This is a genomic window from Streptomyces sp. YIM 130001 (assembly GCF_003574445.1).
GTDB lineage: Bacteria > Actinomycetota > Actinomycetes > Streptomycetales > Streptomycetaceae > Streptomyces.
This window is the reverse complement of sequence record NZ_KZ984561.1, coordinates 17717-42890: the sequence shown is the minus strand read 5'-3', so window position 1 is coordinate 42890 and position 25174 is coordinate 17717. Positions and strand designations below refer to the sequence as shown.

At 68.4% G+C, this 25174-nt stretch carries 22 protein-coding genes and 6 pseudogenes; 18 read left to right on the top strand and 10 right to left on the bottom strand.

Annotated elements, in window-relative coordinates; translation table 11 throughout:
- Positions 1-30: 30 nt before the first annotated feature.
- The 7 genes from DSC45_RS23940 to DSC45_RS23910 all read left to right on the top strand — a co-directional run bounded on the left by DSC45_RS23940 (position 31) and on the right by DSC45_RS23910 (position 11882).
- Positions 31-216 (top strand): lysine biosynthesis protein LysW, encoded by a 186-nt coding sequence (locus DSC45_RS23940; RefSeq protein WP_205571409.1) that lies wholly within the window; start codon positions 31-33, stop codon positions 214-216.
- Between the two features lie 2 nt (positions 217-218).
- Complete coding sequence (gene argC / locus DSC45_RS23935; RefSeq protein ID WP_119293996.1) at positions 219-1244, top strand: N-acetyl-gamma-glutamyl-phosphate reductase; 1026 nt, start codon at positions 219-221, stop codon at positions 1242-1244.
- A 128-nt stretch (positions 1245-1372) separates the two neighbouring features.
- A complete protein-coding gene (gene argB / locus DSC45_RS23930; RefSeq protein ID WP_240434809.1) occupies positions 1373-2215 on the top strand; it encodes an acetylglutamate kinase in 843 nt (280 codons plus the stop codon).
- A gap of 53 nt (positions 2216-2268) precedes the next feature.
- The gene (locus tag DSC45_RS23925) at positions 2269-3582 is read left to right on the top strand and encodes a M20/M25/M40 family metallo-hydrolase (protein ID WP_162929324.1); all 1314 of its coding nucleotides are present in this window, start codon (positions 2269-2271) and stop codon (positions 3580-3582) included.
- Between the two features lie 24 nt (positions 3583-3606).
- Positions 3607-8766: a non-ribosomal peptide synthetase gene (locus DSC45_RS23920; RefSeq protein ID WP_119293993.1), complete on the top strand. Its 5160-nt coding sequence runs from the start codon at positions 3607-3609 to the stop codon at positions 8764-8766.
- A gap of 115 nt (positions 8767-8881) precedes the next feature.
- Positions 8882-11410 carry a penicillin acylase family protein gene (locus DSC45_RS23915; RefSeq protein WP_119293992.1) on the top strand — a complete coding sequence of 843 codons (2529 nt, stop codon included), beginning with the start codon at positions 8882-8884 and terminating at the stop codon, positions 11408-11410.
- A gap of 1 nt (position 11411) precedes the next feature.
- Positions 11412-11882 (top strand): hypothetical protein, encoded by a 471-nt coding sequence (locus DSC45_RS23910; RefSeq protein ID WP_119293991.1) that lies wholly within the window; start codon positions 11412-11414, stop codon positions 11880-11882.
- A gap of 304 nt (positions 11883-12186) precedes the next feature.
- Here the strand turns inward: DSC45_RS23910 and DSC45_RS23905 are convergent, their stop codons facing one another.
- A complete protein-coding gene (locus tag DSC45_RS23905; protein ID WP_119293990.1) occupies positions 12187-12720 on the bottom strand; it encodes a DinB family protein in 534 nt (177 codons plus the stop codon).
- A gap of 56 nt (positions 12721-12776) precedes the next feature.
- Here DSC45_RS23905 and DSC45_RS23900 point away from each other — a divergent pair.
- Positions 12777-13572 (top strand): annotated as a pseudogene (locus tag DSC45_RS23900) (transposase family protein).
- A 503-nt stretch (positions 13573-14075) separates the two neighbouring features.
- Positions 14076-15758 carry a pentapeptide repeat-containing protein gene (locus DSC45_RS23895; protein ID WP_119293989.1) on the top strand — a complete coding sequence of 561 codons (1683 nt, stop codon included), beginning with the start codon at positions 14076-14078 and terminating at the stop codon, positions 15756-15758.
- Here the strand turns inward: DSC45_RS23895 and DSC45_RS36550 are convergent.
- Positions 15657-16007: pseudogene (locus DSC45_RS36550) on the bottom strand (hypothetical protein); the annotation flags it as partial. The gene DSC45_RS23895 and the pseudogene DSC45_RS36550 sit on opposite strands and share 102 nt — an antisense overlap.
- Between DSC45_RS36550 and DSC45_RS23890 the strand changes: the two are divergent.
- Positions 16006-16176, top strand: a pseudogene (locus DSC45_RS23890) (transcriptional regulator); the annotation flags it as partial. The pseudogenes DSC45_RS36550 and DSC45_RS23890 sit on opposite strands and share 2 nt — an antisense overlap.
- Positions 16177-16725, top strand: a pseudogene (locus tag DSC45_RS23885) (transcriptional regulator).
- A 256-nt stretch (positions 16726-16981) separates the two neighbouring features.
- Here DSC45_RS23885 and DSC45_RS23880 read toward each other — a convergent pair.
- Positions 16982-17791: an inositol monophosphatase family protein gene (locus DSC45_RS23880; protein WP_119294108.1), complete on the bottom strand. Its 810-nt coding sequence runs from the start codon at positions 17789-17791 to the stop codon at positions 16982-16984.
- A gap of 281 nt (positions 17792-18072) precedes the next feature.
- Here DSC45_RS23880 and DSC45_RS23875 point away from each other — a divergent pair, with 281 nt between their 5' ends.
- Together DSC45_RS23875 and DSC45_RS36545 are read left to right on the top strand one after the other, a co-directional pair.
- Positions 18073-18501, top strand: a complete 429-nt coding sequence (locus DSC45_RS23875) for a hypothetical protein (protein WP_240434808.1) — start codon at positions 18073-18075, stop codon at positions 18499-18501.
- A gap of 57 nt (positions 18502-18558) precedes the next feature.
- Positions 18559-18854, top strand: a pseudogene (locus DSC45_RS36545) (ATP-binding protein); the annotation flags it as partial.
- 834 nt (positions 18855-19688) lie between these two features.
- On the opposite strand, the gene DSC45_RS23860 reads toward DSC45_RS36545, so the two are convergent.
- A complete protein-coding gene (locus DSC45_RS23860) occupies positions 19689-20015 on the bottom strand; it encodes a hypothetical protein (RefSeq protein ID WP_119293986.1) in 327 nt (108 codons plus the stop codon).
- Positions 20016-20423: a hypothetical protein gene (locus DSC45_RS23855; protein WP_205571419.1), complete on the bottom strand. Its 408-nt coding sequence runs from the start codon at positions 20421-20423 to the stop codon at positions 20016-20018.
- Between the two features lie 8 nt (positions 20424-20431).
- Here DSC45_RS23855 and DSC45_RS23850 point away from each other — a divergent pair, with 8 nt between their 5' ends.
- The gene (locus DSC45_RS23850) at positions 20432-21076 is read left to right on the top strand and encodes an Ig-like domain-containing protein (RefSeq protein ID WP_119293984.1); all 645 of its coding nucleotides are present in this window, start codon (positions 20432-20434) and stop codon (positions 21074-21076) included.
- A gap of 17 nt (positions 21077-21093) precedes the next feature.
- Positions 21094-21621, top strand: coding sequence for a hypothetical protein (locus tag DSC45_RS23845; protein WP_240434807.1), 528 nt, complete (start codon positions 21094-21096; stop codon positions 21619-21621).
- A gap of 23 nt (positions 21622-21644) precedes the next feature.
- Here DSC45_RS23845 and DSC45_RS23840 read toward each other — a convergent pair whose 3' ends face one another.
- Positions 21645-21836: a hypothetical protein gene (locus DSC45_RS23840; protein WP_119293983.1), complete on the bottom strand. Its 192-nt coding sequence runs from the start codon at positions 21834-21836 to the stop codon at positions 21645-21647.
- Between the two features lie 269 nt (positions 21837-22105).
- Here DSC45_RS23840 and cutA point away from each other — a divergent pair, with 269 nt between their 5' ends.
- Positions 22106-22432, top strand: a complete 327-nt coding sequence (gene cutA, locus DSC45_RS23835; protein ID WP_119293982.1) for a divalent-cation tolerance protein CutA — start codon at positions 22106-22108, stop codon at positions 22430-22432.
- Positions 22433-22595: 163 nt separating this feature from the next.
- Here the strand turns inward: cutA and DSC45_RS23830 are convergent, their stop codons facing one another.
- From DSC45_RS23830 to DSC45_RS36530, 4 genes and pseudogenes are all read right to left on the bottom strand, one after another.
- Positions 22596-23114: an HAD domain-containing protein gene (locus tag DSC45_RS23830; RefSeq protein ID WP_119293981.1), complete on the bottom strand. Its 519-nt coding sequence runs from the start codon at positions 23112-23114 to the stop codon at positions 22596-22598.
- Between the two features lie 54 nt (positions 23115-23168).
- The gene (locus DSC45_RS36540) at positions 23169-23441 is read right to left on the bottom strand and encodes a hypothetical protein (protein WP_240434823.1); all 273 of its coding nucleotides are present in this window, start codon (positions 23439-23441) and stop codon (positions 23169-23171) included.
- Between the two features lie 654 nt (positions 23442-24095).
- A pseudogene (locus DSC45_RS36535) lies at positions 24096-24142 on the bottom strand (twin-arginine translocation signal domain-containing protein); the annotation flags it as partial.
- A 98-nt stretch (positions 24143-24240) separates the two neighbouring features.
- Positions 24241-24465: a hypothetical protein gene (locus DSC45_RS36530; protein WP_240434806.1), complete on the bottom strand. Its 225-nt coding sequence runs from the start codon at positions 24463-24465 to the stop codon at positions 24241-24243.
- Positions 24466-24621: 156 nt separating this feature from the next.
- On the opposite strand from DSC45_RS36530, the gene DSC45_RS35860 reads away from it, so the two are divergent.
- Together DSC45_RS35860 and DSC45_RS35855 are read left to right on the top strand one after the other, a co-directional pair.
- Entirely contained in the window at positions 24622-24846 is a 225-nt protein-coding gene (locus tag DSC45_RS35860) for a hypothetical protein (protein ID WP_162929323.1), read from the top strand.
- A 97-nt stretch (positions 24847-24943) separates the two neighbouring features.
- Complete coding sequence (locus DSC45_RS35855) at positions 24944-25111, top strand: hypothetical protein (protein WP_162929322.1); 168 nt, start codon at positions 24944-24946, stop codon at positions 25109-25111.
- Positions 25112-25174 lie beyond the last annotated feature (63 nt).

The window sequence follows — 25174 nt, the reverse complement described above, 5'->3', positions numbered from 1 at the left end:
GCAGGTGTCCGACCAGGAGGAGAGGACCTTATGCCCACAGCGGAGACGACCGTGGAAGCCTGCCCGGAGTGCGAGGGCCGGGTAGGAGTGGAGAGCGACGCACGGGCCGGCGAGATCGTCGAATGCCCGGAGTGCGCGGCCGAACTCGAGGTCGTGGGAGTGTCACCGCTGCTGCTGGCGCTGGCACCCGACGCCGACGAGGACTGGGGCGAGTAGCCGTGATCGATGTCGCGGTAGTCGGGGCCTCGGGCTACATCGGCGGTGAACTGCTGCGGTTGCTGCTCGACCACCGAGAGGTGCGGGTGGCCGCCGCGGTGTCCACCAGGCTCGCAGGCAGCAGGGTGGACCGCGTCCACCCGAACCTGCGCGGCCGGACCGACCTCACGTTCATCGGCCCCGACGCGCTGGGTGATCACGACGTGGTGTTCGTGGCAGTCGGTCAGGCCGCCGGCCTGGAACTCGTACCCCGATTGCGCGAACAGGCCAAGTGCCTGATCGACCTCGGATCCGACTTCCGGCTGCGGGACCCGGAACTCTACGAGCGCTATTACAAAACGGCGCACACCGCACCCGAGTTGCTCGCCTCGTTCGTCCCCGGACTGCCGGAGACACACCGCGCCGAACTGGCCGGAGCCGACGCCATCAGCATGCCCGGCTGCATGGCCGTCGCATCGATCCTGGCACTGCGCCCCCTCGCCGAGGCGGGCGTGGTCGACGGACCCGTAACGGTGGACGGGCGGATCGGTTCGAGCGGCTCCGGCGTGCGCGCAGAGCAGATGAACCTGCACGCCGAACGCAGCGGCACCATGCGGCTGTTCGCACCCACGGGCCACCGGCACGAAGCCGAGATCGCGCAGGCGACCGGCATCGAGGCACGGATGGGCGCGACCGGCGTGGAGGCGGTACGCGGTGCCCAGGTGGTCTGCCGGGTGCCGGTGCGCGAACCCCTGGACGACAAGGCGGTACGGCGGCTGTACCGCGGCCACTACCAGGACGAACCCTTCGTCCGCATCATCGCCCAGCGCCGCGGCCTCTACCGGCTTCCCGAGCCCAAGATCCTGTCCGGCACCAACTACTGCGACGTCGGATTCGCCACCGACCCGGCCACGTCCACCGTGGTGGCCGTCGCAGCGCTGGACAACCTCGTCAAAGGCGGCGCAGGCGGCGCGGTTCAGTGCCTGAACGTGCGCATGGGATGGCCGGAGAACCTCGGCCTCGAATTCCCCGGCCTGCACCCCGTCTAGAGCGGTGTCCGGAACGGCTCGCCGGCTCCCGACCCGGCCGCGAGCCTTCCGGCCGTCCGTCCCGCGGACGGCACCGGCCACAACCGAAGCGCACAGCGTCCGGTACATCCACTCAGGAAGGAGACCGCGTGGGCACGGGACTGACCGTGGTGAAGTGCGGCGGCACCGCAGAAGTGCAGACCGAGGCAGTATGCGCCGGTGTGGCCGACCTGGTCCGCGAAGGCAGGCAGGTCGTCCTGGTGCACGGCGGATCCGCGATGGTCACCGAACTGGCCGGCCGCCTCGGCGTGCCGCTCGGTGAACTGGTGGCACCGGACGGCACCGTCAGCCGGCGCACCGACCCGGCCACACTCGAAGTCCTCACCCTGGCACTCGCCGGGAAGGCCAAACCGGCGCTGCTGCTGGAACTGGCTCGTCTCGCCGTGCCCGCCGTCGGACTGACCGGACTCGACGCCGGCCTGCTGCGCGCCCGGCGCAAGACCGCGCTGCGCTCCGTCGTCGACGGCCGGACCGTGGTGGTCCGCGACGACCGCAGCGGCCGGATCTCCTCGGTCAAGACGCCGCTGCTGCACACCTTGCTGGCCGACGGGATGGTGCCCGTACTGTCACCGCCCGCACTCGCCGAGGACGGCCGGCCCGTCAACGTCAACGCCGACCGGGTCGCCGCCTGCGTCGCCGCGGCGATGGGTGCCCAGCGGCTGGTACTGCTCACCGGCGCACCGGGCGTGCTCGCCGACAGCTCCGACCCGGGATCGGTACACACGGAGTACCGCACGCACGACGGCCGTGACCCGGCGGTCGGCGGCGGCATGACCGTCAAACTCACCGCGGCGCGCGAGGCGTTGGAGGCCGGAGTCGAGGACGTACGGATCGCCGACGGCCGCTACCCCAAAACCGTCGCCGACGCGTTGGACGGGCGAGGCGGCACCCGGATCGTCGGCGCCGCCGCACCCGCCGCGGCACGGCCGTGACCCGCACGGCGCGGCCCACCGCGCACGCCCGCCCGGACAAGGAGAACACCCCGATGAGCGACCCGGTGCCCCTGCTCCAGCAGATGATCAGGTTCCGCGGAGTCAACCCACCCGGGAACGAAGGCGCCTGTGTCCGTCACGTCGCCGCCCTCATGGAGAACGCCGGCGCGGACGTACGACTGCTCGGATCCGATCCCGAACGCCCGAACCTGGTCGCCCGCGTACGCGGAGCGGGTCTCGCGCCTCCGTTGCTGCTGCACGCACACGCCGATGTGGTGCCCACCGACGGCCAGCACTGGACGCATCCGCCCTTCGAAGGGCGGATCATCGACGGCCACGTCTGGGGCCGTGGCGCCATCGACATGCTGGGCAGCCTGTCGATGATGGTCTCCGCGCTGAACCGGTTGCGAGCCGAAGGCACCGCGCCGGCGGGCGACATCATCCTCGCCGTCTCACCCGACGAGGAGGCAGGCAGCAAGGTCGGCGCCGGCTATCTCGTCAGGGAACACCCCGACCTGTTCGACGGCATCGCCTACGGAGTGGGCGAGGACGGCGGGGCGGTACTGAGCTGCCTGCCCGGCCGTGTGCACCCCATCGTGGTCGCCGAGAAGCGCGCCTGCTGGATGCGCCTTTCACGTCGAGGACGCGGTGGTCACGCCTCGCGGCAGGGCTGGTCCGGCACCGCGATGAGCAAACTCGCCCACCTGCTCGGGCGCCTGGAGGAGGGCCGCCTGCCGAAGCATGTGACCCCCGCCCTCGACCGCATGCTCGACGCCCTCGCCGCTGCCGCCGACGAACCGCTCGCCGGCCGGCTGCGCGACCTGCGCGATCCCGACAGCACCGCGCAGATCCCCTACGACCTGCTGCCCGAGGCCGACGCCGTCTACCTGGACTCCGTACTGCGCAACACCGTCAACACGACCATCATCCGCACGCCCGAGAAGATCAACATGCTGCCGAGCGAGTTCTCCGTGGACTTCGACGGACGCATCCTGCCGGGCGACTGGACGGTCGAGGACTTCGAAACGGAACTGCGCACACTCATCGGACCGGACGGCGAACTCGAACTGCTGCTGGAAGGCGACGCCATGCCCCCGCCGGCCTTCGGCGGCTTCTTCGACACCATCGCCTCCGTGATGCGCGACGCCGACCCCGACGGACTGCCCCTGCCCATGATCACCCCGGCGTCCACCGACGCCCGGCTCTTCGCCGGACTCGGCATCGCCTGCTACGGCTGGGTACCGATGCTGCTCCCGGCCGGCAGCCGCTACCAGGACGCCATGCACGCCGCCGACGAGCGAGTGCCCGTCGAAGCCGTGCGCTTCGGTGCCGACCGCTTCCACGACCTCATGCTCCGCTACCGCTGACCGACCGTCGTTCGAGGAGTTCACGTGTACCCGACCTTCATCGAGACGCTCCGCCGGCGGGCTGAGAACACCCCCCACCGCCTGGCCCTGGAGTTCGAACTCTCCGAGACCGAGATCCGCGCGCTCGACTACGCCGAACTCGACCGCGGCGCCAGAGCGGTGGCCGCACTGATCCAGCAGCGTGCCGGCCGCGGCGACCGGGTCCTGCTCCTCCACCAGCCCGGCCCCGACTACGTGACCGCGTTCTTCGGCTGCCTGTACGCAGGAGCGGTCGCCGTCCCCGTCTACCCGCCACTCGGCACAGGCGGCCTCGAGCGGGTACGGGCCATCGCCGCCGACTGCGGCGCCACGCTCGCCCTGACCGACTCCGCCACGCTCACCGCCGTCGACGAGCGCCGCGACCACCTCGACCTGCCCGCCCCCCTCGAGTGGGTCACCACCGACGACACCGCCACCGCGGCGGAGGACTGGCAGGACCCGCAGGCAGCCCCGGACGACCTGGCATTCCTCCAGTACACGTCGGGATCCACCGGCACACCCAAAGGCGTCATGCTCAGCCACGCCAACCTCGTGCACAACGCGGCGACGACCGCACAGGCACTCGGCCTCGACGAGAACAGCCGCGCCGTGAGCTGGCTGCCGCCCTACCACGACATGGGCCTCATCGGCGGCATCCTGCAGCCGGTGCACGCAGGCTTCGCCTGCACCCTGCTCCCACCGATGACCTTCCTCCACCAGCCCATGCGCTGGCTGCGAGCACTCAGCCGCACCAGAGCCACCGTCACCGCCGCCCCCGACTTCGCCTACGCCGAAGTACTGCGCCGCGCCAAGCCGAAGGACCACGACGGCCTCGACCTGTCCGCACTGCGGCACGCTCTCGTCGGCGCCGAGCCGGTACGGCCGACCACCTTGGACGCCTTCGCCGAAGCCTTCCGCGACAACGGCTTCCGGCGCTCGGCGTTCTACCCGTGCTACGGCCTCGCCGAGGCCACCTTGTTCGTCACCGGCAGAGCGGACCCGGCGACCGACCCCACCGTCCTGCGCCTGCGGCGGCCGGACATGGAACAGGGCCGGGCCGTCGAGGCCGCACCCGACGAGCCCGCGGTCGAACTGACCAGCTGCGGCTGGGCACACCACCACGACCTCGTACTGATCGTCGACCCCGACACCGGTCGACCACAGCCCCCGGGCACCGTCGGCGAGGTCTGGGTCAGCGGCCCCACCGTCGCCCACGGCTACTGGAACCGGCCCGAGCGGACAGCCCAGACCTTCGCGGGCGTGGCCGACGGACACCCGCAACGCACCTTCCTGCGCACCGGAGACCTCGGCTTCACACACGGCACCGAGCTGTACGTGAACGGCCGGATCAAGGACCTGATCATCGTGCGGGGCCGCAACCTCTACCCGCCGGACATCGAGACGACCGCCGAGCGCGCCCACCCGCTCCTGCACCCGGGCCGAAGCGCGGCGCTGTCCGTCGACAACGGAACCTCCGAACAGGTCGTCCTCGTACACGAAGTGGTCCGCGGCTTCAGGGAACAAGACGGACCCCTCGTCGTCGCAGCCGTACGCGAAGCCGTGGCGGCCGAACACGGACTCGCCCTCGCCGACGTCGTCCTCGTCCGCACCGGCAAGATCCCACGAACCAGCAGCGGCAAGGTCAGGCGCTCGGAATGCCGCACACGCTGGCTCGCCGGAACACTCCAGCCGGTAGGCACAACAGGACCGGCCCACAAACCCGCCCAGGGAACCGGGACGATCCCCGCCGAGCTCGCCGAACTCGTCGCAGCCGAACTGGAGATCGACCCCGCGGCGCTCGTCGTCGACACACCGCTCATCGGACAACGACTCGGCTCGCTGGGCGCCGCCCGCCTCAGGACGGCCCTGCGCGAAACACGCGGCGTGGACGTCCCACTCACCCGGTTCCTGGACGGCCTCACCCTCCTCGACCTCGCCGCACTGCCGGCGAACGTGCCCGCGCACCCGCCCGAGACCACGACCGCGGACCCCACCGCCGTCACTCCCGACCAGGAACGCATGTGGCTGCTCGACCACATGGGCGCCGGCGACGCCTACCACGTCGCCGGCGGACTGCGGCTGCACGGCCCGCTCGACCCGCAACTCCTTCAGCGCTGCCTCACCGGACTCTTCGACGAAGTCCCCCTCCTGCGCACCGTGTTCCGGACCGGACCGGACGGGACACTGACCACATCCGTCCGCCCCACCGCAGACATGTTCCAACTCCCCTCCCGCGACCTGCGGACCTCCGGCGAAGACAGCGTGGCCGGGGAACTGCGCGCACTGGCCGCCGAACCGTTCGACTTCACCGCAGGCCCGCTCGTACGCCTGCTCCTGCTGCAGCAAGGACCGCAGGACTGGGTGCTCGCCGTCGCAGCCCACCACGCCGTACTCGACGGCTGGTCGCTCGGCCTGCTGCTCCAGCGGCTCGGCAACGCCTACCGGGACGGCGGAACGGTCGAGCACCTGCCGACAGCCGTCCCCGCCCGACAACCCTGGAGCGACGAGACCCTCGCCGCATGGCGAGACCGGCTCCAGGGGGCACAGACACTGGAACTGCCCACCGACCACCCCGTTCCGGCCACCCCCTCCTGGCACGGCGCCTCCCTGCCCGTGGAGATACCAGCCGATCTCGCCGAACGGATAAGGACGCTCGCCGCGGACCGGGGAGCCACCCCCTTCATGGTCCTCATGGCCGCCTTCGGCATGCTCCTCAGCCGGTGGAGCGGCCAGGACGACGTGGTGGTCGCCACCGTGGCCGCGCGACGAGACCAGCCCGGCGCCGAAACCGCCATCGGCATGCTCGCCGACACACTGCCGCTGCGCGTACGAACAGCCTCGGCCGACTTCCACACCGTCATCGACGAGGTGCGGACCCAATGCCTCGCGGTCTACGGCAACGAGCAGCCGCCGTACGACGAGATAGTCCGCGCGGCCGCCGAACGGCCCACCGACGGCCGCGCCCCACTGGCACGAGCCCTCCTCGCCCTCCAAGCCCTCCCCGTCGCCCCCTGGGAAGCCCGGGGAGTGCGCGCCGAACCGTTTGAACTGCCCACACCCGGCGCCCAGTTCGAACTGTCCGTCCACCTCGTCCCACAGGACGACGGCTCACTGAGCGGCCACGCCGTCTACGCGGCCGACCTGTTCGAGGAACAGACCGTCGCCGCCCTCCTGGCCGGACTGCCCACCCTCCTCGACGCGGCGCTCACCGAACCGGCCACCGCAGTCGCCGGCCTGCCCGCCCTGACACCCGCCGAAGCCAAGCGGATCACCCGGACCGTCACCGACGGAGGACCGGCGGAACTCGGCGACGGGCTGGTCCACCAGATCATCGAGCGCGTCGCACAAGCGGCCCCCGAAGCACCAGCCGTGTCCTGGGACGGAGGCTCCCTCGCCTACGGAGACCTCACCACACGGGCACGCGAACTCGCGGCCCGACTGCACGAACTCGGCGTGGACCGCGACGAACCGGTCGCCGTCTGCCTGCCGCGGTCACCCGAGCTGATCATCGCGGTATACGCCGTCCTGCTCGCCGGCGGCGCCTACCTCCCCCTGGACACCGCCCACCCGGCGGCCCGCCTCGCACAACAGATCAGCCGCTCCGGAGCACGGATACTCATCGGCTCCCTGCCGGACCTCACCCCTCCCGAGAAAACCGTGCTGGTCGACCCGAGAGAAAGCGGCGCCCAGCCCTGCGAACTCCCGCAACCACTGCCCGACCACCTCGCCAACATACTGTTCACCTCGGGCTCGACAGGCGAACCCAAAGCCGTCATGACCACCCACGCCGCCCTCGCGAACCAACTCGTATGGTTCCAGCGAGCCTACGAACTGAACGCCGGCGAGGCAGTCCTGCTCAAAACCCCGGTCAGCTTCGACGTGGCCGGACTCGAACTGCTCGGACCACTCGTCGCCGGCGCCACCGTGGTCATCGCCCGCCCGGAAGGCCACCGCGACCCCCACTACCTCGCCCACCTGATCGCTCGACAGTCCGTCACCAGCTGCCAGTTCGTCCCCTCGATGCTGCAGACCTTCCTCGAGGACCCCGACGCCGCACACGCCGCACGGACACTGCGCCGAATCGTATGCATCGGCGAAGAACTGTCCCCCGCCCTGGCCGAACGCTGCGCCGAAGTACTGCCCGACACGGAACTGCACAACCTCTACGGGCCGACCGAAGCCGCGATCGACGTCACCGCCCAGCCCGTCACACCCACGAAGACCCGACCGATCCGCGTCCCCATCGGCCGCGCGATCGCCGGCACCCACCTGTACGTCTTCGACTCGTCCGGCGGCATCGCCCCGCCGCTCGTCCCCGGAGAGCTCTACATCGGCGGAACAGCCCCGGCCCGCGGCTACCTCGGCCGCCCCGGCCTGACCGCCGAACGCTTCGTGCCCGACCCCTACCATCACGGCGCACGCCTGTACCGGACCGGCGACCGGGCACGCATGCACCCCGACGGCACCTTCGAATACCTGGGCCGACTCGACCGACAGCTCAAGATCCGCGGTCAGCGCGTGGAACCCGGCGAGATCGAGGCGGTGTTGAACCGTCACCCGCTCGTACGCATCTCCGTCGTCGAAGCACGACCCGACATCTCGGGCCAGCCACGGCTGATGGCCTGGGTCGTGCCGACAGGCGCAGAACCCCCCTCACCCGGCGCCCTGCGCGACCACCTCGAACAGTCCCTGCCCTCCGGCCTGGTCCCGGACGCGGTGACCGTGCTGGCAGAGCTCCCGGTAGGCCCACACGGCAAGCTCGACCGCGCGGCGCTGCCCGACCCGGTCCCGCCCGCGGAGACACCGCAGGACACCATCGCACCCCGCAACCCCGTGGAACACCGGATGACCGCCATCTGGAGCGATGTACTGGGCGTACCCGTGCCATCAGTCACGGCCGACTTCTTCCGACTCGGTGGGCACTCCCTCATGGCCACCCGCGTCGCCATGCGCGTGCGCGACGCGTTCGGAGTCACCCTGGCCGCCGGAGAACTGCTCAGCGGCTCACTGACCGTCGAGCGACTGTCCACCCTGGTACAGAGCAGACAGCTCACCCAGGCCGGCAGCAACGAGGTGGACGACGTACTCGGATGGCTGTCCGAACTCTCCGACGAAGAGGTCTCCGCACTCCTCGCCATGGAAACGGACGGCGAACACCGGACCTGACACACACCGCGCGGCCCATCGGCCGCGAAGAACTTGACACACCTTCCCGACCCACAGGTACCGCCGAGCACGGCAAAACTTCCCCGGCGGAGCCCCCTGCGAAGACGAGGACACGATGGCAAGCAAGGTCAGTCGCGCGATCCACCTGGTCTTCTCGGCCGCGGTCGCCCTCGCCGTGCTCCTGCTGCTCGGCGTCGGCTACGGCCCCGTGCCCGCACTCGGCAAAGCACTCGTGCCGGGCGGAGGAGCGTGGGCATCCGCCGCAGCACAGACCACCATCCGATCCGAGTCCCTGACACTCCCCGACCTCGACAAACCCGTGAAGGTGTCCTTCACCGCCGAGGGATACGCATCCATCGAAGCCGAGAGCGACCACGACCTCTTCCTCGCCCAGGGATACGTCACCGCCCGGCTGCGGTTCACCCAACTCGACCTCCAGCGCAGGATGGGGCAGGGCCGCCTGTCGGAACTGATCGGAGCGGCCGGAGTCAAGAGCGACAAGTTCGAACTGAGCCTCGGACTGCTGCGCACCGCCCGCGCCCGATGGGACGCCACCGCGCCGGACAGCGCAGCGGGCCAGGCGATGACCGCGTACGCCTCGGGCATCAACTCCTGGATGAGCAGGCTTGAGAAGACCGGCGAATGGCCGACGATCTACGGACTCACCGGAGTACGGCCAAAGCCTTGGACGCCGACCGACACCCTCGTCGTACAGGGCGTGCTCACCCAGCAGATGAACTTCAACACCATCCCGATCGACTACAAACTCCTGCAACGCTCCCTCGGACCGAAACTGACAAAGGACTGGTTCCCCGTACAGGCGCCGACCGCCACCTCCCAGCGCCCCTACGACCCCGGCCCCTACCAGCACGAGCCGCCGACACCCCTGACCGCACAGAACGCCAACGCGGCCGACCCGGCGAGCACATCCACCTCCCCGGCCCCACAGACCACGCCACACACACCCGCACGCGAGGACACCGCCCTGCCCGACTCCGTGCGGCAACTCGACTTCAACAGCAACGCCTGGGCTGCGAACGGCCCGAACGTGGCCAAAGGCGGCGCGATGCTGGCCGGTGACCCACACCTGCAGACCACACTGCCCTCGTACTGGTTCCAGGTGTCCCTGCGCTCGCCCGGCTACCAGGTCACAGGCGGCTCCCTGCCCGGCATACCCGGGATACTCGTCGGCCACAACGAACACATCTCCTGGTCCCTGACCAACGCCCAGACCGTCGGCACGCTCTACTACGAAGAGCAGCTCTCGCCCACCCGGCCCGACTCCTACTACTGGAAGGGCGCCTGGCGGCCGATGAAGAAGGCGCACTACACCATCCCGGTACGAGGCGGCCCGACAGTCGACCACACCACCGAACTCACCGTGCACGGACCGATGATGAAAGTGCTCGGCCAACAGGTCTCGGTCAACTGGATGGGCAACTTCGCACACAACGACCTGGACGCACTGCTCAAAGCCAACCGAGCACACGACTACACCTCCTTCCGCAAGGCACTGCGCGGCTGGAAGGCCCCGGCACTGAACTTCGTGTACGCCGACGACAAGGGGCACATCGGCACCCTCCTCGCCGGCGACGTCCCCCAGACACCCAAGGGCTCCCAGCCGTGGCTGCCCCTCTCCGGCACCGGACACGAAGACGTCGTGGGCACCATCCCCTACGAGGCGCTGCCCCAGAGCTACGACCCACCCAGCCACCTCGTCGCCTCGACCAACCAACGCCCCGCCGGCCCGGACTACCCGTACTTCCTCGGCACCTCCATGAACTTCGACCCCGGCTACCGGCAAACGGTGATCGAGCAGTTCCACACCGACCGGGACGCCCTCAAGCCCGAGGACTACACCGCACTTCAGAACAACGTCACCGACGACCTGGCCGCACAACTCGTACCCGAGCTCCTCACCGCGCTCGACGGCACGAAACTCACCGACCGGCAACGTGCCGCGCGCGACCTGCTCACCAAGTGGGACCACTCGATGGACAGCGACTCACCCGCCGCCTCCGTGTGGTGGACGTTCCTGGACTCCTACCTTCATGAGGTCTTCCAGCCGTGGTGGGACGAGAAGAAGGTCCCCGAGAGCAAGGACCGCTGGATCCTCGACCTCGAACGCTCACCCATCCCACTGCGCGAGATGCTCCAGCACTACACACTCGACGACCCGGACAACGCGGCCTTCACCCCACCGGGCGCCGCGCACCGCGCCGCCCCGCAAGCCATGCGGACCGCATTCCGCACGGCCGTGGCCGAGTTGACCGACAAGCTCGGCACACGCCCTTCCGCCTGGACCTGGGGAAAACTACACACCCGAGAGATCCCCTCCATCACCGAAGCCCCCGGACTCGGATACGAGCCCTACGCCGACGGAGGCAACCCCTGGACCGTGAACGCGGCAGGCGGCGAACTGAATTCGACCTTCGGCCCGAGCTTCCGCCTCATCGTCCACTGGACCGGACCGAGCACCCGCCGAGCACTCGCGATCTACCCCGGCGGACAGAGCGACACCCCCACCTCCACCTGGTACGACAACCTCGTCACGCCCTGGAGAGAGAAGAAATACCTGCCCTTGCCACCGCCGGACGGCAAGGCGAACGCCACGGCAACCTGGTCCCTTCGAGCAGGAGAGTGACATGACCGCCACCGACACCGCCGTGGAACCACCCGACCAGATCACCCCGGACACGGCACCCACCGCACAACGAGGAACCGGAAAGCTACCGCTGCCCGCACCGGTTCTTGTTGTGTCGGCTGTGGTGGTTGTAGGGCTCGGTGCGTGGGTGGAGTTCTGGTATCTGCCGTTCGTCGCCGGCCTCGTCGCTGGAGCTTTCAGCGCATGGCGTCGGCCAGGCCTCCTGCGCGCCGCCATGCTGCCGGTCGTGCTGGGACCGGTGCCCTGGGGCGTACTGCTGGTCATCCGCGCGCTCGCGGGGGACACGATCGGCGGCACCGCACGCACGACGGCCGGCCTCGCCGGGCTACCCGCCTCGGCGGCCGTGACCATTGCGCTGACACTCCTGGTCGCCCTGCTGCAAGCAGCCACCGGCCACTGGTTGGGACGCGCACTGCTCCGAGCCACCACCACGCGACACGATCAACGCTGACGAACTGACTCAACGGCTGGTCGCCGCAGGGCAGGGAATCGACGCCACCGGGGCTGCCGGCCGGCCGTACCGGCAAGGGCGCAGCCACCGACCGGCTCCATGGCGTGCGGCCCGATCCTCCGGCGTGCGGTGGTCCGGGGACGCGAGTGTTGCACGTTCTCGGCGCACCGGCGTTGGGCTGTCAGGGGTCTCCGAACAGCTTCTGTTGGCGCTTTCTTTCCCAGAAGCAGGTGTCACCGAAGACCGCGCCCAGGGAGGTTCCCCCTAAGGGTTGTCCTGCAGTGCCTCAGCAGTCACAGGTGACTCACTCGCCGGTCTGGCCGTCGATGAGCTCGCGCGCGACGTCGAGGTGACCGACGTGGCGGGCGTACTCCTGAAGCAGGTGAAAGAGGATCCGTCCGAGCGAGGGGGCTTGGTCGGGTGTCTTGAAGCGGCCTCCGAGACGTGCCTTGTCGCTCAACAGGGCAGGTGCCGTCAGCGAGCCCGCAACGGCCACTTCTGCTTGGTAGTCGGCGATGACCTGGACGGTCGAGGTGTTGGCGGCGACCGTCCACTCCTCGGCATCTCCGCCGGGTGGATAGGCGACGACGTCCTGGGCGCCGAACCCCCAGCGCACCCATCGGCGTTCAACCCGGCCGAGGTGCTGTACCAGGCCGAGCGGCGACCAGCCGAGCGGTTCGACGGGCGTGCGCAGTTGGTCGTCGGAGAGTCCGTCGAGCTTGCGCATCAGGGCCTCGCGATACCACTCCAGGTAGCCGAGGAGCAGTTCATGGGCGTCGGAGACGTCGGCGGCCGGGCCATCGAGGAGTGCGGGGACCTGTTCCGGAGGCTGCTGCATCCCGCGAACGTAACGCGGGCGCGGTGCCGGCTGCACGCCCCTGACATGATCTTCAGGTGACTGGTGTGATCACGGCGTCAGAGCCGTCCTGGATAGCCCCGTTCACCGGGCTGAGTCCGTGCAGCTTCGCCAAGTTGATGACCGTAGTGCGACGTGAGGACTCGGACGAGCCACGGCGTGGACGGCCGTGGATCCTGCCATTGGAGGACCGGGTACTGCTGGTCGCGGCGTACTGGCGCACCAACCTGACGCTGCGCCAACTCGCCCCGCTGTTCGGCGTCTCAAAGTCCGCCGCCGACCGGATCATCGACCACATCGGTCCGATGCTGGCGCTCCGGCCGAGGCAGCGGTTCGCGAAGGACACCGTGCTGATCGTGGACGGCACCCTGGTACCCACCCGCGACCACACGGTGGCCGAGCAGTCGAAGAACTACCGCTACTCCACCAGCCACCAGCCACCAGCCACCAGCCACCAGCCACCAGGTCGTCATCGATGCCGACACTCGGCTCGTCGTGGTCGTCGGCCGGCCACTGCCCGGAAACCGCAACGACAGCAAGGCGTGGGAGGAATCCGGCGCGAAGGACGCCGTCGGCAAGACGATGACCATTGCGGACGGCGGCTATCCGGGCACCGACCTGATCATGCCGCACTGCCGCCGTAAGGGCGAAGAACTGGCCGACTGACAGAAGACGCACAACACCTCCCATAAACAGGTCCGCGCCCGCGTCGAGCACGTCTTCGCCCGCATGAAGTGCTGGAAGATCCTGCGCGATCGCCGACTCAAGGGTGACGGCGTCCATCACGCCATGCTCGGCATCGCCCGCCTGCACAACCTCAACCTCGCCGGATAGACGACGGGCCCCACGGCGGCCGGACGCACCCTGGCCACGCCGAAGATCATTTACAGGACAACCCTTAGGCGACCAACAACCCGCCCTTCGTTCAGAGGCCCGCAGCCATTGCAGTGGGCGACGCGTGGTGGCGTGGATGTTGATGGTGCCGCTGCAGCCGCACGGCCGTTCCAGGGTGCGGAAGGCGGGACCGGACGACCGGAAGCAACGGCTCAACCCGCTGCCACTGTTTGTCAGTTAAAGCCACTCGAGCCAACGATCAGATGATCCGAATGAAAGGTGTCCTAGGAGTGTCACAGGGCACCGTGTACAGCTGGCGCAAGCAGCTTCGTCTCCCGTCTCGGCGTTTTCGTCATCAGTGATCTGCGTACACAGGTCGCACGGTATGGGGGGCCGGGCCGATGTGCGCGTCCCCTTCTGCGGCCGCGTCCGATGCTTCCCGCGATGACGGTCGGTCAGTGGCGCCTGGCACGCTGTGAGTCACCACGTAGGAAGGATGCCGTATGGCCGCCTCCAGCACGCCCGGCTGGCCGCATTGCAGGCAGGGTGCCGCGTCTGACGACTCGTTCGGCTGTCGTGGCCGCCGGGTCGATCCGTATGCCGAATGCCTTGCCCACCTCACGGACACTGATCGTGCCGTCTACTTGGCTGGCCTCCAGCCCGGAGCCGACATCGACCACCGCGGAACCCGGTTGACCACGGAATTGCTGGATGAGCTGCTCTCCACACTCAAAGACCCGATCAGCAACCGCCCCCAACTGGGAGAGACCTGGTTCCAGGAGGCGCAGTTCGAGGGCGATGCGAGATTCGACTTAGCGCAGTTTGGCAGCAGTGCCCGGTTCGACCGGGCAGAGTTCGGTGGCGACGCCTCGTTCACATGGGCAGAGTTCGGCAAAGACGCCTGGTTCAGTGGGACGCAGATCAGCGGTAACGTCCAGTTTGATAGGGCGGAAATACGCCTCGATGCCGGGTTCGCGTCGGTGAAGATCGGTGGCAACGCCTGGTTCCGAGCCGTGAAGTTTGGCGGCGAGTTCCGGTTCCATGGAGCGGAAATAGTCGGCGACGTCGACTTAGGCGAATCGGAGCTGGAACGTGCTCGGGCAGTGGGGCCGCTGACGTGCCATGGGACATTGGACTTCACCCAGGCAACTTTCGAGAGCGCCCTGACCATTGAGGCGGCCACCGCGGTCTTGCGGTGCGAACGGACGCGCTGGGCCTCTACCGCATCGCTGCGGCTGCGGTATGCCACCGTCGATTTAAGTGACGCGGTCATGGAACACCCAGTGAGCATCGTCGCCCACTCCCGGCCGTTCTTCACGGTACGGGGCCCGGTGGCCGAACCAGAACTACCGGACGCTCGCGCGCGGGTGGCGTCATTGCGAGGGGCGGACGCAGCACACCTGACGCTCATCAACGTTGACCTCACCGACTGCCTCTTCGCCGGGACCACCCACCTCGACCAACTGCGGCTGGAGGGACGATATCTCCTACCTCTCACACCCTCCGGGGTGCGTTGGCGTAACTGGGTGCCGCTGCGATGGACGCGGCGCCGGACGCTGGCCGAGGAGCAGCACTGGCGGGCGGCCCGTGGCACCACCGCCGGCGGCTGGACATCCGCGCCTGAGACGGTGGAAGTGCTGGAGCCGACCACGCTGGCACCGGTGTACCGGCAGCTGCGGAAGACTTTCGAAGACGGCAAGCACGAGCCCGGAGCCGCCGACTTCTACTACGGCGAGATGGAGATGCGCCGCCACGCCGACGACATTCCCTGGGCCGAGCGGAGCCTACTCGCCGCATACTGGGCGATCTCCGGCTATGGTCTGCGCGCCTCGCGTGCCTTGGGCTGGCTGCTGCTGGCCATGACCGCCACGGTGCTCGCGATGATGCTGTGGGGCCTGCCGAAGGACGATCCGAAGCCAGAGAGCACTGGCACGGTCGACGGACAGCGCATCTCGATGACGACCGACACAGCCAACCCGGTCAACCCCGACGGGCCTTACCGGGAGCGCCTTTCGGCCGGGCGGTTCGAGAAGTCGCTGCAAGTCGTCATCAACTCGGTGGTATTCCGCTCCTCCGGCCAGGAACTAACCACCAGGGGTACCTACACGGAGATGCTCTCCCGTATCGGCGAGCCGGTGCTGCTCGGTCTCGCTGTCCTCGCCGTCCGCGGTCGTATCAAGCGGTGACATCGCATCGTGCGCCTCGTCGACGACCACCAGGTCCCATGCCGCAAGGCCATCCGCGTGCGCCCGCTGGGGCACACCGGTCGGCGCAAAGCGCGCTACTGGTGAGGCGTCAATTCCACTTGTGGGGCCCCTATGTTCTTCGTCAAGCGGTGCGAGGATTCGGTGTTCGTAGAAGGTGCCGTCGCGGAGCATGGCGAAGAGGACGCTGATGCGGTGTCGGGCGAGTCACAGAAGGGCCTGAGTGTGGGTCAAGGCCCACGAAGCAGGCCTCACGGTCGTCCGCGCGATGGGCACCGACGAACTCCACCTCATCGGCGCCTGGCGTGACGTGTTCCCCGAAGGCCGCGGCGTCAGTGAGGTCAAGGTCAAAGACTCCTACACCGCGGGAACCGACCCGTCCCCACAACAGGATCGGTAGATGCCCGACAGGAACCTGGATTTCGGCAAGTTCGGTGCCCGCGGCGCCAAGGGCGCCGATCTCGTCGCTCTTTGCCTCGACGACCTCGCGGGCGGCGTCGCCACCCCCGTCACCGCACAAGCGCGGCCTGATGGCGCGGCTGAACTACCTCACCCGCACCGACCACGCCCGCACAGCCGCCCGCGACGCCGGCCTCACCGTCACCGACCGCACCCTGAAGGCCTGGCTCGACGGTAAACGCTCCCCGTCGAAGAAGAACCTCGCCCGCATCGAGTAGACCTACCGCACCGTGCGCCGCCACAACGTTGCCCGTCACCTCCTCAAACGCCTCAACCGCGACGGCCGCGGCGCCCGCGTCGAGATCCACCCGCTCAACCAGTCCCAGGGCAACCGCCCCACGAGTGCGTGCTGCCCTACCGCACCATGAACGTCCGCCGCCGAGACTCGATCGTCGACGTCTGGGCCGGAGGCAACAACCGGGGCCTCGACGACGCATGGACCGACGGCGTCTTGCCCGACCTCGGCTCCGACTACGGCGCCTACGAGTAGTGCACCAACATCGGCTTCGCCGCCTGAACCGGTGAGGAGGGAGCCGCATCAGACAGGGCGAGTATGAGAGCGGTGGAGGACAGCGCTGCGGCGGCGAGGACGATCCACGAGACCGGCTTCGAGGCCGAGGCGGCGGGGACGGTGTCTGGCGTCTCGTCCTTCGTGTCCAGAACCGACGCCTGCCGGACAGTTGAGCACCCCCGTAAGGTGGGACTGCGTCCCGATCGCGCTTTGAGGCCAGCGCTCGGACGATTGCTCAGGTGTAGTCCTGACTTCGGCTGCGGATCATCGACATCAGCAGGCCGTGGGTCTCGGCGTCGGCGGCCACGACAAGTCCGCGGCCTTCCTGCCCAATCGGGGCGCCATCGATTCCGGTGACTACACAGCCAGCGGCCTGGCACAGAGCGATGCCGGCGGCGAAATGCACGCTCCCGGACAGGTCACCGCCGTCGGTGACGTACGCCGCGCGCTTGCCTGCAGCGACCCAGGCCAACGCCAGCGTCGTGGACACGACTCGCGGTCGGAACCGCTCAACGAACCCGGAGTGGGCCAGCAGATCCACGGCCCGGAAGCCGGGAGCGCTCGGGAACGGCGGGTCCAGGTTGACATCCACCAGCTGGGTCGCGGACGTGGGGGCCAATTGCGCATCGGCCCCCACGTGCTTCACCCAGGCGGTCTCACCGTCGGTGAAGAAGACTTCGCCGCTGAACGGGTCGGCCACGGCTGCCGCCCCGTCACGCAGCGCCACGTTGACGGCCACCAGCATGTTGCCGACGGCATAGTTCAGCGTGCCGCACAAAGGATCCACCAACCACTGACGCTCAGCCTCGGCGGCACCCTGATGCCCGCTCTCCTCGCCGAGCACCGCATCATCGGGTCGAGCGGCACGGATGACGCCGAGGATCGCCTTCTCGGCCTCGACATCGGCGGCGGTGGCGAAGTCCCCAGCGCCCTTGTCGATGTGGGTGAACCGCTGGCCGTACATGTTGTGCACGACGTCCGCGCCGGCACGTGCCGCAGTTATCGCGACCCCAGCATCGTCAAGCCCCACGTATGAATTGATCACGTCGTGCAGAATATCGGCGCCGAAGCTCATGCCGACCGCAACGCTCACCAAGGCTCCCTACTCCGCTGCCCGAGCGAACGCCACACTCAGCCCGAGCTTTCGGAGTGCTGAGCTATCCAACAATGTCGATGGACAGCTCGCGTTGGAGCGGGCTCAGCCCCGATGCGGTTGAGCCAGTGTGCCGGGCCGTACTGCGTGGTCGCCGTGGCGGGCGCGGGCCTGGTCGGAGGCCTTCTCGATGCGGCGGCGTTTGTCGTCGGCGTGGTCGAGGAGGAGTTGGCGTGTGGCACAACACCAGCCACGAGCCGGGCAGCGCCGGGTCGAACGCCGCCCTCATCGCCCCTCGAGGGGTCGCAACTTCAGCGGGCAAGTTCACCCCGGTCCATGACGCCTGGTGGGCCCAGGCCCGCAAGGTTCACGGCGAGCGGGACTGCACCCGGGCGTTGATCGAGTTCCTGCTGCTGAACCGGCACCTCGCCGTCGAACATGTGGTCGCGGGCCTGGTCACCGCGCTTCAGGCCAGCGCCCTGACCGCCGACGCGGTCGCCCTGGAGGCCCGCAAGGGCGCCCAGTCAGAGGACGAGCCAACCGACGGCACACCTATCCCGCCGGTTTCTGGGCAGGCCCGACAACTGTCACATCCCTGCAGGAGTGGCGGCTGGCACACCTTCCGCCGGACACGAGACCTCTGCCGTCGGCGCCTCCTATGACCAAATGCTCCGAAGCCGTCGCACCAGCGGTGCCGACCAACGTGAGGGAGAAGCTCAGTGACCCTGCCCCGCCAGCGAGGCTTGACCGAGCAGGCCGCCGACGCCGCGATCGACACCGCCTGCCGTTTGCTTAGACTGCCGTCGCTCCGCAAGGAGTTCACCGACATCGCCGACCGTGCGGTCACGGACGCGATGACCTACCGGGGCTGTCTCGCCGAGTTGCTGATGACCGGTGCGACGACCGGGCCCGGCGATGCTCAGAACGACGGATCAAGGCGGCTGGCTTCCCGCGGGAGAAGTCGCTTTGGGCGTTCGACTTCGACGCCACCTCGAACATCGACGCGGCCACCATTCTCTTTAACGGTGAAAGGGCTCTGGTGGCCGTGAGGCAGCCGGCCTCGGTTGCGCTCACGGCCACTCCAGTAGTGGCACTGGCCTCTGCCAGGTCAGTCGGGATCCACCATGCACATACCCCACCTCACGCATGGCGTCGCTGCCGATGCTCACCGGCTTGGCCCGGGTGCGCAACAGGGTGACATCAGCGGACGGGGCCAGCGAGGCCGGACCGACAGAGGCATGGCGGTGTGTGGTGGACCGGGCAGGTGCGGTGTGGTGCCTGTCCGTCGTCGGTACAGCACTGGTCAATCCGTCGCATAGAGGTGTGGATCTGCGGGGGCAGAGCCGAATGGATCAAGGCGGTGTGCGGTCGCAAGGCGGCGAGGAGTTGGGCCAGGACCTGCGCTGCGGCGTGCCGCCGAGTCGGTTGGGTGGACCAGACGGCAGGCAGAACGACACCAAGGAACGTGCCGAGCACAAGCAGTATCGGCAGGAAGGCCGACAGGTGATGGGCCGAGCAGGACATCGCACCTCCTGAGGTGGCTCGTGGCGCGGATGCACCGATGATCGAGCCGGGGGAGTCTCGTATGGTCCACCGCCGAAGTAGCCGAAAGAGGCGCAGAGTTGACGCAGTTCAGAGCCTACTGTTTGCAGGGGTAGGGGAAAGTCAGGCGAAGCACAGGGGGTTGACGGTGGGGGCGTCATCGGGCGCGGTCGTGGACTTCTGCGCGCTGCCGATGCGCCATCTCGGGAAGGGGCCGTTCAACTGCCGTACGGGCCCTGGGGCGTCGTGAAATGCGTCGCGGCCTCCCGCCGGGCGGGGGAGGCCGCGATGCCCGATTCAAGCCGCGCTAATCGTTCTCGACCCACTGCCTCCGCAGTCTCGTGATCACCAATTCCTCCTCATTCCCGTTCGTGGAGAACAACGTGGCGGCGAATCCGGCCGGATCCGTCGGCGGGTGCGAGGCGGCGTCGATGACGAGGGTGCTGCGGCAGTACAGCTTGTCCACTCCGCGCAGTTCGATCACGATATCGGCCCAGACGCCCCGTTCATCCTCCCGGATGCCGAAACTCTGGATCACCCCCGGGGCGTCACTGGTCAGGGTGTGCTCGACCTGATCGCGCACGGTGCACTGATAGGTATCCAGGTACTCGGCGTACTGCTCGGTGAGTGTCATTCAGCAGTCCATCGGGGCGTTTTCGACTGTGTCACGGGCAGCGAAGCAGCCGTCGGTTCCGAGGTAGAAGGCAGTGATGACGCCGCCCGCCCGGCCGTCGGGAGTGTGGCCGTCAGCGTGGGTGTAGACGACCTTCATCCTCCCGAACATGGAGCTGACTTTCTTCTTGGACGTGCACGCCCACTTCTCCCCGCCTCTCGACTCACACGTCGAGTCGTCGAGCGTGTCCTGGATGTCGATGTCGAAGCTCTTCCACGTGATCGTCTCGCGGTGCAACCACCCCGTACGAGCTGAACCTGCCAGGGCGTATCGGGCTGTGATCACCGGCACAAATGCCCTGGTCGGAGTGGATTCGATCAGCAATGCCGTTTTACCGTGCGCTCTCCACTCGCACAGCTGAAGGATCACCCCGCACCATGGCCCGCCCCAATGTCGACATACGCCGCATCGCCGCACAGTGGCGCCGCCTGAACCGGCCCACCCAGATCGCCGTCGGCACCGGGGCGGGCGTCCTCGCACTCGGCCTCGCCGTGTCCGTGGCCACCTACGAGCCCCCGCCCCTGCCCAAGCCGCCGAAGCTCGACACGGCCGCCGCAGCCCCCACGCCGACGCCCACACCGAGGATCGAGTCGGCCGAGCCGCCGCCGTCGCCCGTGCAGTCGCCCACCGCCTACCGGGTCACCGCCGGAGTAATGGAGATCTCCACCGAGCAGGGCCAGACCGGCGACGGCGACCCGCAGGACGCGGTGCACCTGACGAACGTCGATGACGCCTCCGACGTGGAGAACCTGGACCGGGACGTGACGCTCCTCAGCGTCGGCAGGCCGGACCACGGCACGGCGAAGGTGAAGGCCGGTGCGGTCGTCTACACCCCCGAGGCCGGGTTCGCGGGCTCCGACGTCTTCTCGTACACGGTGAAGGCCGACGGCAAGAAGCACACCGGCCGCGTCCGGGCCACCGTGTACGAGCCGGTGACGTCGGGCGGGTCGTCCGGCGGTAGCGGAGGTGGCGGCGGGCCGCGTGCCTGCGCGGGCACGAAGCACTTCAAGGCCTGCCTGTGAAGCGGAGAGTGTGACGCGTGGACGACATATCGCGAGCAGGCGGCCCCAGCATCTATGACCAGGCCATGCCTGCGACCACGCTCTCCCCGCGCGTGTCCTTGTGGGTGACGCTGTTTCTCGCCGTGGTTCTGGGTGCACTGTCCGTACTGGTGCTGTATCCGGCGGCGGAGCAGTTCCGCTCGCTCCGGGGCGGAACTAGGGCCAACGCCACGCTGATTGAAGCCGGTGCCTGTATGGCCGGCCATTGCCGGATCGAGTTCCAGGCGGGCGGGCGGACGGTGGAGGCAGGCCTTCCCATCGGCAGTGCCGGAGGCAAGGACTCCGTCGGCACCGAGTGGGCCGTCCGCTACCGGGCGAGCGATCCGCAGGAGGTGGTGCGCGTGGACGATCTCGACGGGGGAGGGATGCTCCCGTTGGCGTGGCTGTCGAGTGCGACTACCGTGCTGTGCGCGGCGGGGGCGGTCTATTCGGCGGTGCGCGTGGCGAGGCAGCGGCGCACGTCCCGTGTTGCGGGAAGGTCCGGCAGCGGCCCGGACGCGCAGTAGCAGATTCGGGGCGGGGCGGCAGGTCAGTAGGACAGGGTGTCGTCGCCGATGATGCACTCGTTCGGCGCTGCGTCGCTGAGGGTGTTCAGCGGCCCGTTCCAGTGCCACTGGGCGATCGGGACACAGAGCTTGTCCATGTCGGCCACATCGCCGTTGATGAGCACGGCGCCCGGGTCGCCGTGGGCCGAAGCACTGCAGGCTCCCAGACCGGCCATCGCGACCGCGCCGGCGGCAAGGCCTTCTTGCGGATGAGGGAGTCCTCCAATTCTTCGGGCACTGAATAACGAGGTAGGGGCCGGTAAGCGATCGAAGTCGGCTTCCGGAACCGGCTGTTCACACGATCGCCCCGCCACCCGTGCCATCTGTGGATCGGAGCACTGGTGTTGACGGGGAAGACAGGGCAACATCGCAGCCTGTGGCGGGGCGGCCAGGGGTGTTCCGCCTTCGTCGAGGAGCGCACCCTCTTTCGCGAAAGGCAGGGCAGATGGATCGGGATCAGTACATCGAGGTGGCCACCGCTACCGAGAGCCGTGAGCAGGCCAACACGCTGGCGAAGGTGCTGGTAGAGGCTCGACTCGCTGCCGGCGCGCAGGTCATCGGACCGGTCGGCTCGGCGTTCTGGCATGACGGTCAGTTCGGCATGGGCGAGGAATTCCGACTGGTGCTGAAGACCCGAGGCGATAAGTACGACGCCTTGGAGGGCACTCTCATCGAGCACCACCCGTGGACGAACCCGGAAATCACCGCGAAGGTGCTCGATGCGTCGTCCGACGGCTACACGGCGTGGATGGACAAGACCCTCGACGCCTAGGCCGTTCCGTTCGGATCACCTTGCTGACGAGAGGAAAATGCCTGCGATGTGGAGTTCCGCGAGGTAGATGGTTTCCGTCTTCTCGTAGCGGGTGGCGATTCCACGCCGCTGTTTGAGGCGGCATGTGCGACCAGGTCATCAGACGGATCGGGACGAGACCTCCTCACAAGGAAGTTCGCCAGCACAAGAGCTCTTCGACCGTCTTTGCGGTCAGACCACGCGATGGATCTGTGGCGACCAGCATCGTCGGTGCAACACGGGCGTCGGCCCAGGCCCATGCTTCGGGAGCATGGGCATCATCCACCCAGGCAGCAGGCCGGCCGTCGGCGAAGGCGTCGATGGCCGGCACTTTTTCCGCAGCGTCGAACGGTGCGGGTGGGAAACGGACGACTGGCAGGAGGGGCAGGCTCAGAACGGGGGTGATAAATGTGTTCGCTTCGTCTTCCCAACCTGTCGCCCAGACCAAGTCGAACCCTTGGGCGAGGTCATTGAGCCAGGGGCCATGAGCGTCGCACAAACGAACTGGCGACTCGTCCTCGGGGAAGAACGCGTGCTCGCGATAGCCCTCAGGACAGTCATCTGCGGCAAAGGGGTTCAGCACCCCGTCGACATCTAACAGAAGAAGCGGACGTCGATCCGCAACCAGGCCAATGCCGACCTCAAGCGATCTCCCAAGTGGCATACGGGCATTGAACCAGTGGGACACCGGTCGAGGTCGTGATCCAAACGAAACGGCCTAGGACGCCGCTTGTTCCAGTACGTCCCTGACCTCTGGCACCGCCTTGTGTGCGGCCAGCAGGTCAAGGACGTTGTCCAGGCGTTGACGCGGTCTGACGGACGACACTCCACTGCACAGTTCCAGAGCGCGCCCCGTGACCGTGGCCGCGTGCTCCACCTCGCCCGCCGCGAGGTAGGACTCGGCCAGCCACGACATGTACAGACTCTTGTCCCGGGCGTGCGAGTCCTCGAAACCGTCGAGAACGGCCTCCAGTACCGGAACGGCGCGCAAGGGCCGGCGCAGCTCGGTCCAGCAGCGGCCCCCCCCATGATGTCGAGTTCGTCTTCGTCCACCCAGGCCGCCCAGTCCACCGTGTCGGTGCGTGGTGCCTCCGCGAGAGCCAGGGTCGCGCAGGCCAGGGCCGCCTCGGTTTCAGTGGCATGCCCGGCGACCGCGTGGGCCCATGCGAGACGTTCATGGAGAAGCGCCCGCACCTCTCGTGGTGCGTCGGGGCCTGCGGTGCGGCAGGCCTCGGCTGCGGTCTCCACGGCTTGTTTCGGATGGGCTTGCTGGTAGGCGAGGAAGGCCAGTGCGTTGCCCGCCAGTGCGGCGTCATCCGCGTCGAGTGCGGCTTGCCGGCTCTCCAGATACAGGCCGCGGGCGTCGGCGGGCTTGCCTGCGTCGAAGGCCGCCCAGCCTGCTTGCTGGCCCTGTTCCGCGAGGACCGAGCGCAGCGCGCGTCCGGTGGCGTCGCTGTAGGTGCGGTCGCGCAGGAGAGCTTTCGTGGACTGGTACTCGGAGAGGTAGGCACGGTAGGTGTCGCCGCCGCCGAGCACGTTGTCGAGGCGCCTGAGGCGGGCCGTTCGCCGACGTAGGTAGGCGGGTACGTCACTGCCGATTCTGGATCCCGTTGACGGGGGAGGGGCGAGGCTGGCGAGGCTGATCGCCGCACCCGCTGCCCCCGAAGCCTTCAGCAAGTCCCGGCGCCGCATGCTCTCTCCGTACTCAGCTGCGCCCGACGCGTCGGGCATCTCCCAGTAGCGGGAGGCGAGTCCGAGGAGCCGGCCCAGGATGCGGAACGCGTCCGCGATCAGCACGATCTTGTCGTGGTGATCTGCCCCTGGCTCCGGGCCAGTTGCCCGACCCGTTCCGGCTTGATGCCGCACTCTGCCGCGATCTTCGAGTAGCTGATCTTTCCCAGTTCACGGGCAAGCCGGAACACGGTGCCGAAGTCGTGCGCCGTGATCGCTGCCCGCATCTCTGCCTGATCCAGGACGTGTTGCGGCAGGGCAGTGGGGGGCCGGAGCTCGTCCATACCGTGTCGCCTCGCGTCTGGCTTGTCGAAGATCACCTTTGCTGATCAGGCGGACGAAAGCCTACCCATCATGGGGATACCCCTGCCCGGGAAGCGAGATTCCCCGCCCCTGCCGATGCTGAATCCACGGCACACGAGGGCGCCCTGGGAGGCACCATGACCACGCGAGACCGACCGTCGATCGCTCGGCGCCACGCAACCGAGCTGAAGAAGGTACCCAAGTGCGCGAATTGCCGCGCGCTCATCCTGTGGGAAAACCCCGCGGAGTCCTGCCAGTTCTGCGAGCAGTCGACGCGTACCGCGTCGGGCGCCGTGGTCTACGCGGAGATCATCGGCGATCCGCTGCCCCCTCTGCGCGCAACGAGACCGGGCCAGCCATGATGTACGCGCAGACGCAGCGCCCGCCGACGATGTGGTGTTGCTACGAGCAACGCATCGTCCCCTACGCGCCCGCCGTGCATCTGCAGGAGTGCTCGCTGTGCACGTCCCGCACGCACGCGGCCTGCGTCTGCCCCCCCCGCCGCGGGAAGCGGCGCACATCGTGAGCCCGGCCCGGCGGCGCGCCCTCGTCGAGCACGCCATCACCGGCACACTCGCCACCCTCACCGTGTCTGCGTTCCTGCTCGCCCTGTGGCAAGTCCTGTAACCCCCTATTCTCCAGCGCTCTCCCGAAGCGCCCGTCCGGCTCGGGAGAGCGCTGGACACCAAC

What these genes read in the sequence shown, in the direction of transcription:
- DSC45_RS23940 (WP_205571409.1), top strand. Translation starts at nt 31, where the DNA reads ATGCCCACAGCGGAGACGACCGTGGAAGCCTGCCCGGAGTGCGAGGGC.
- DSC45_RS23925 (WP_162929324.1), top strand. Translation starts at nt 2,269, where the DNA reads ATGAGCGACCCGGTGCCCCTGCTCCAGCAGATGATCAGGTTCCGCGGA.
- DSC45_RS23915 (WP_119293992.1), top strand. Translation starts at nt 8,882, where the DNA reads ATGGCAAGCAAGGTCAGTCGCGCGATCCACCTGGTCTTCTCGGCCGCG.
- DSC45_RS23910 (WP_119293991.1), top strand. Translation starts at nt 11,412, where the DNA reads ATGACCGCCACCGACACCGCCGTGGAACCACCCGACCAGATCACCCCG.
- DSC45_RS23905 (WP_119293990.1), bottom strand. Translation starts at nt 12,720, where the DNA reads ATGCAGCAGCCTCCGGAACAGGTCCCCGCACTCCTCGATGGCCCGGCC.
- DSC45_RS23895 (WP_119293989.1), top strand. Translation starts at nt 14,076, where the DNA reads ATGGCCGCCTCCAGCACGCCCGGCTGGCCGCATTGCAGGCAGGGTGCC.
- DSC45_RS23860 (WP_119293986.1), bottom strand. Translation starts at nt 20,015, where the DNA reads ATGACACTCACCGAGCAGTACGCCGAGTACCTGGATACCTATCAGTGC.
- DSC45_RS23850 (WP_119293984.1), top strand. Translation starts at nt 20,432, where the DNA reads ATGGCCCGCCCCAATGTCGACATACGCCGCATCGCCGCACAGTGGCGC.
- DSC45_RS23840 (WP_119293983.1), bottom strand. Translation starts at nt 21,836, where the DNA reads ATGGCCGGTCTGGGAGCCTGCAGTGCTTCGGCCCACGGCGACCCGGGC.
- cutA (WP_119293982.1), top strand. Translation starts at nt 22,106, where the DNA reads ATGGATCGGGATCAGTACATCGAGGTGGCCACCGCTACCGAGAGCCGT.
- DSC45_RS23830 (WP_119293981.1), bottom strand. Translation starts at nt 23,114, where the DNA reads ATGCCACTTGGGAGATCGCTTGAGGTCGGCATTGGCCTGGTTGCGGAT.
- DSC45_RS36530 (WP_240434806.1), bottom strand. Translation starts at nt 24,465, where the DNA reads ATGGACGAGCTCCGGCCCCCCACTGCCCTGCCGCAACACGTCCTGGAT.
- DSC45_RS35860 (WP_162929323.1), top strand. Translation starts at nt 24,622, where the DNA reads ATGACCACGCGAGACCGACCGTCGATCGCTCGGCGCCACGCAACCGAG.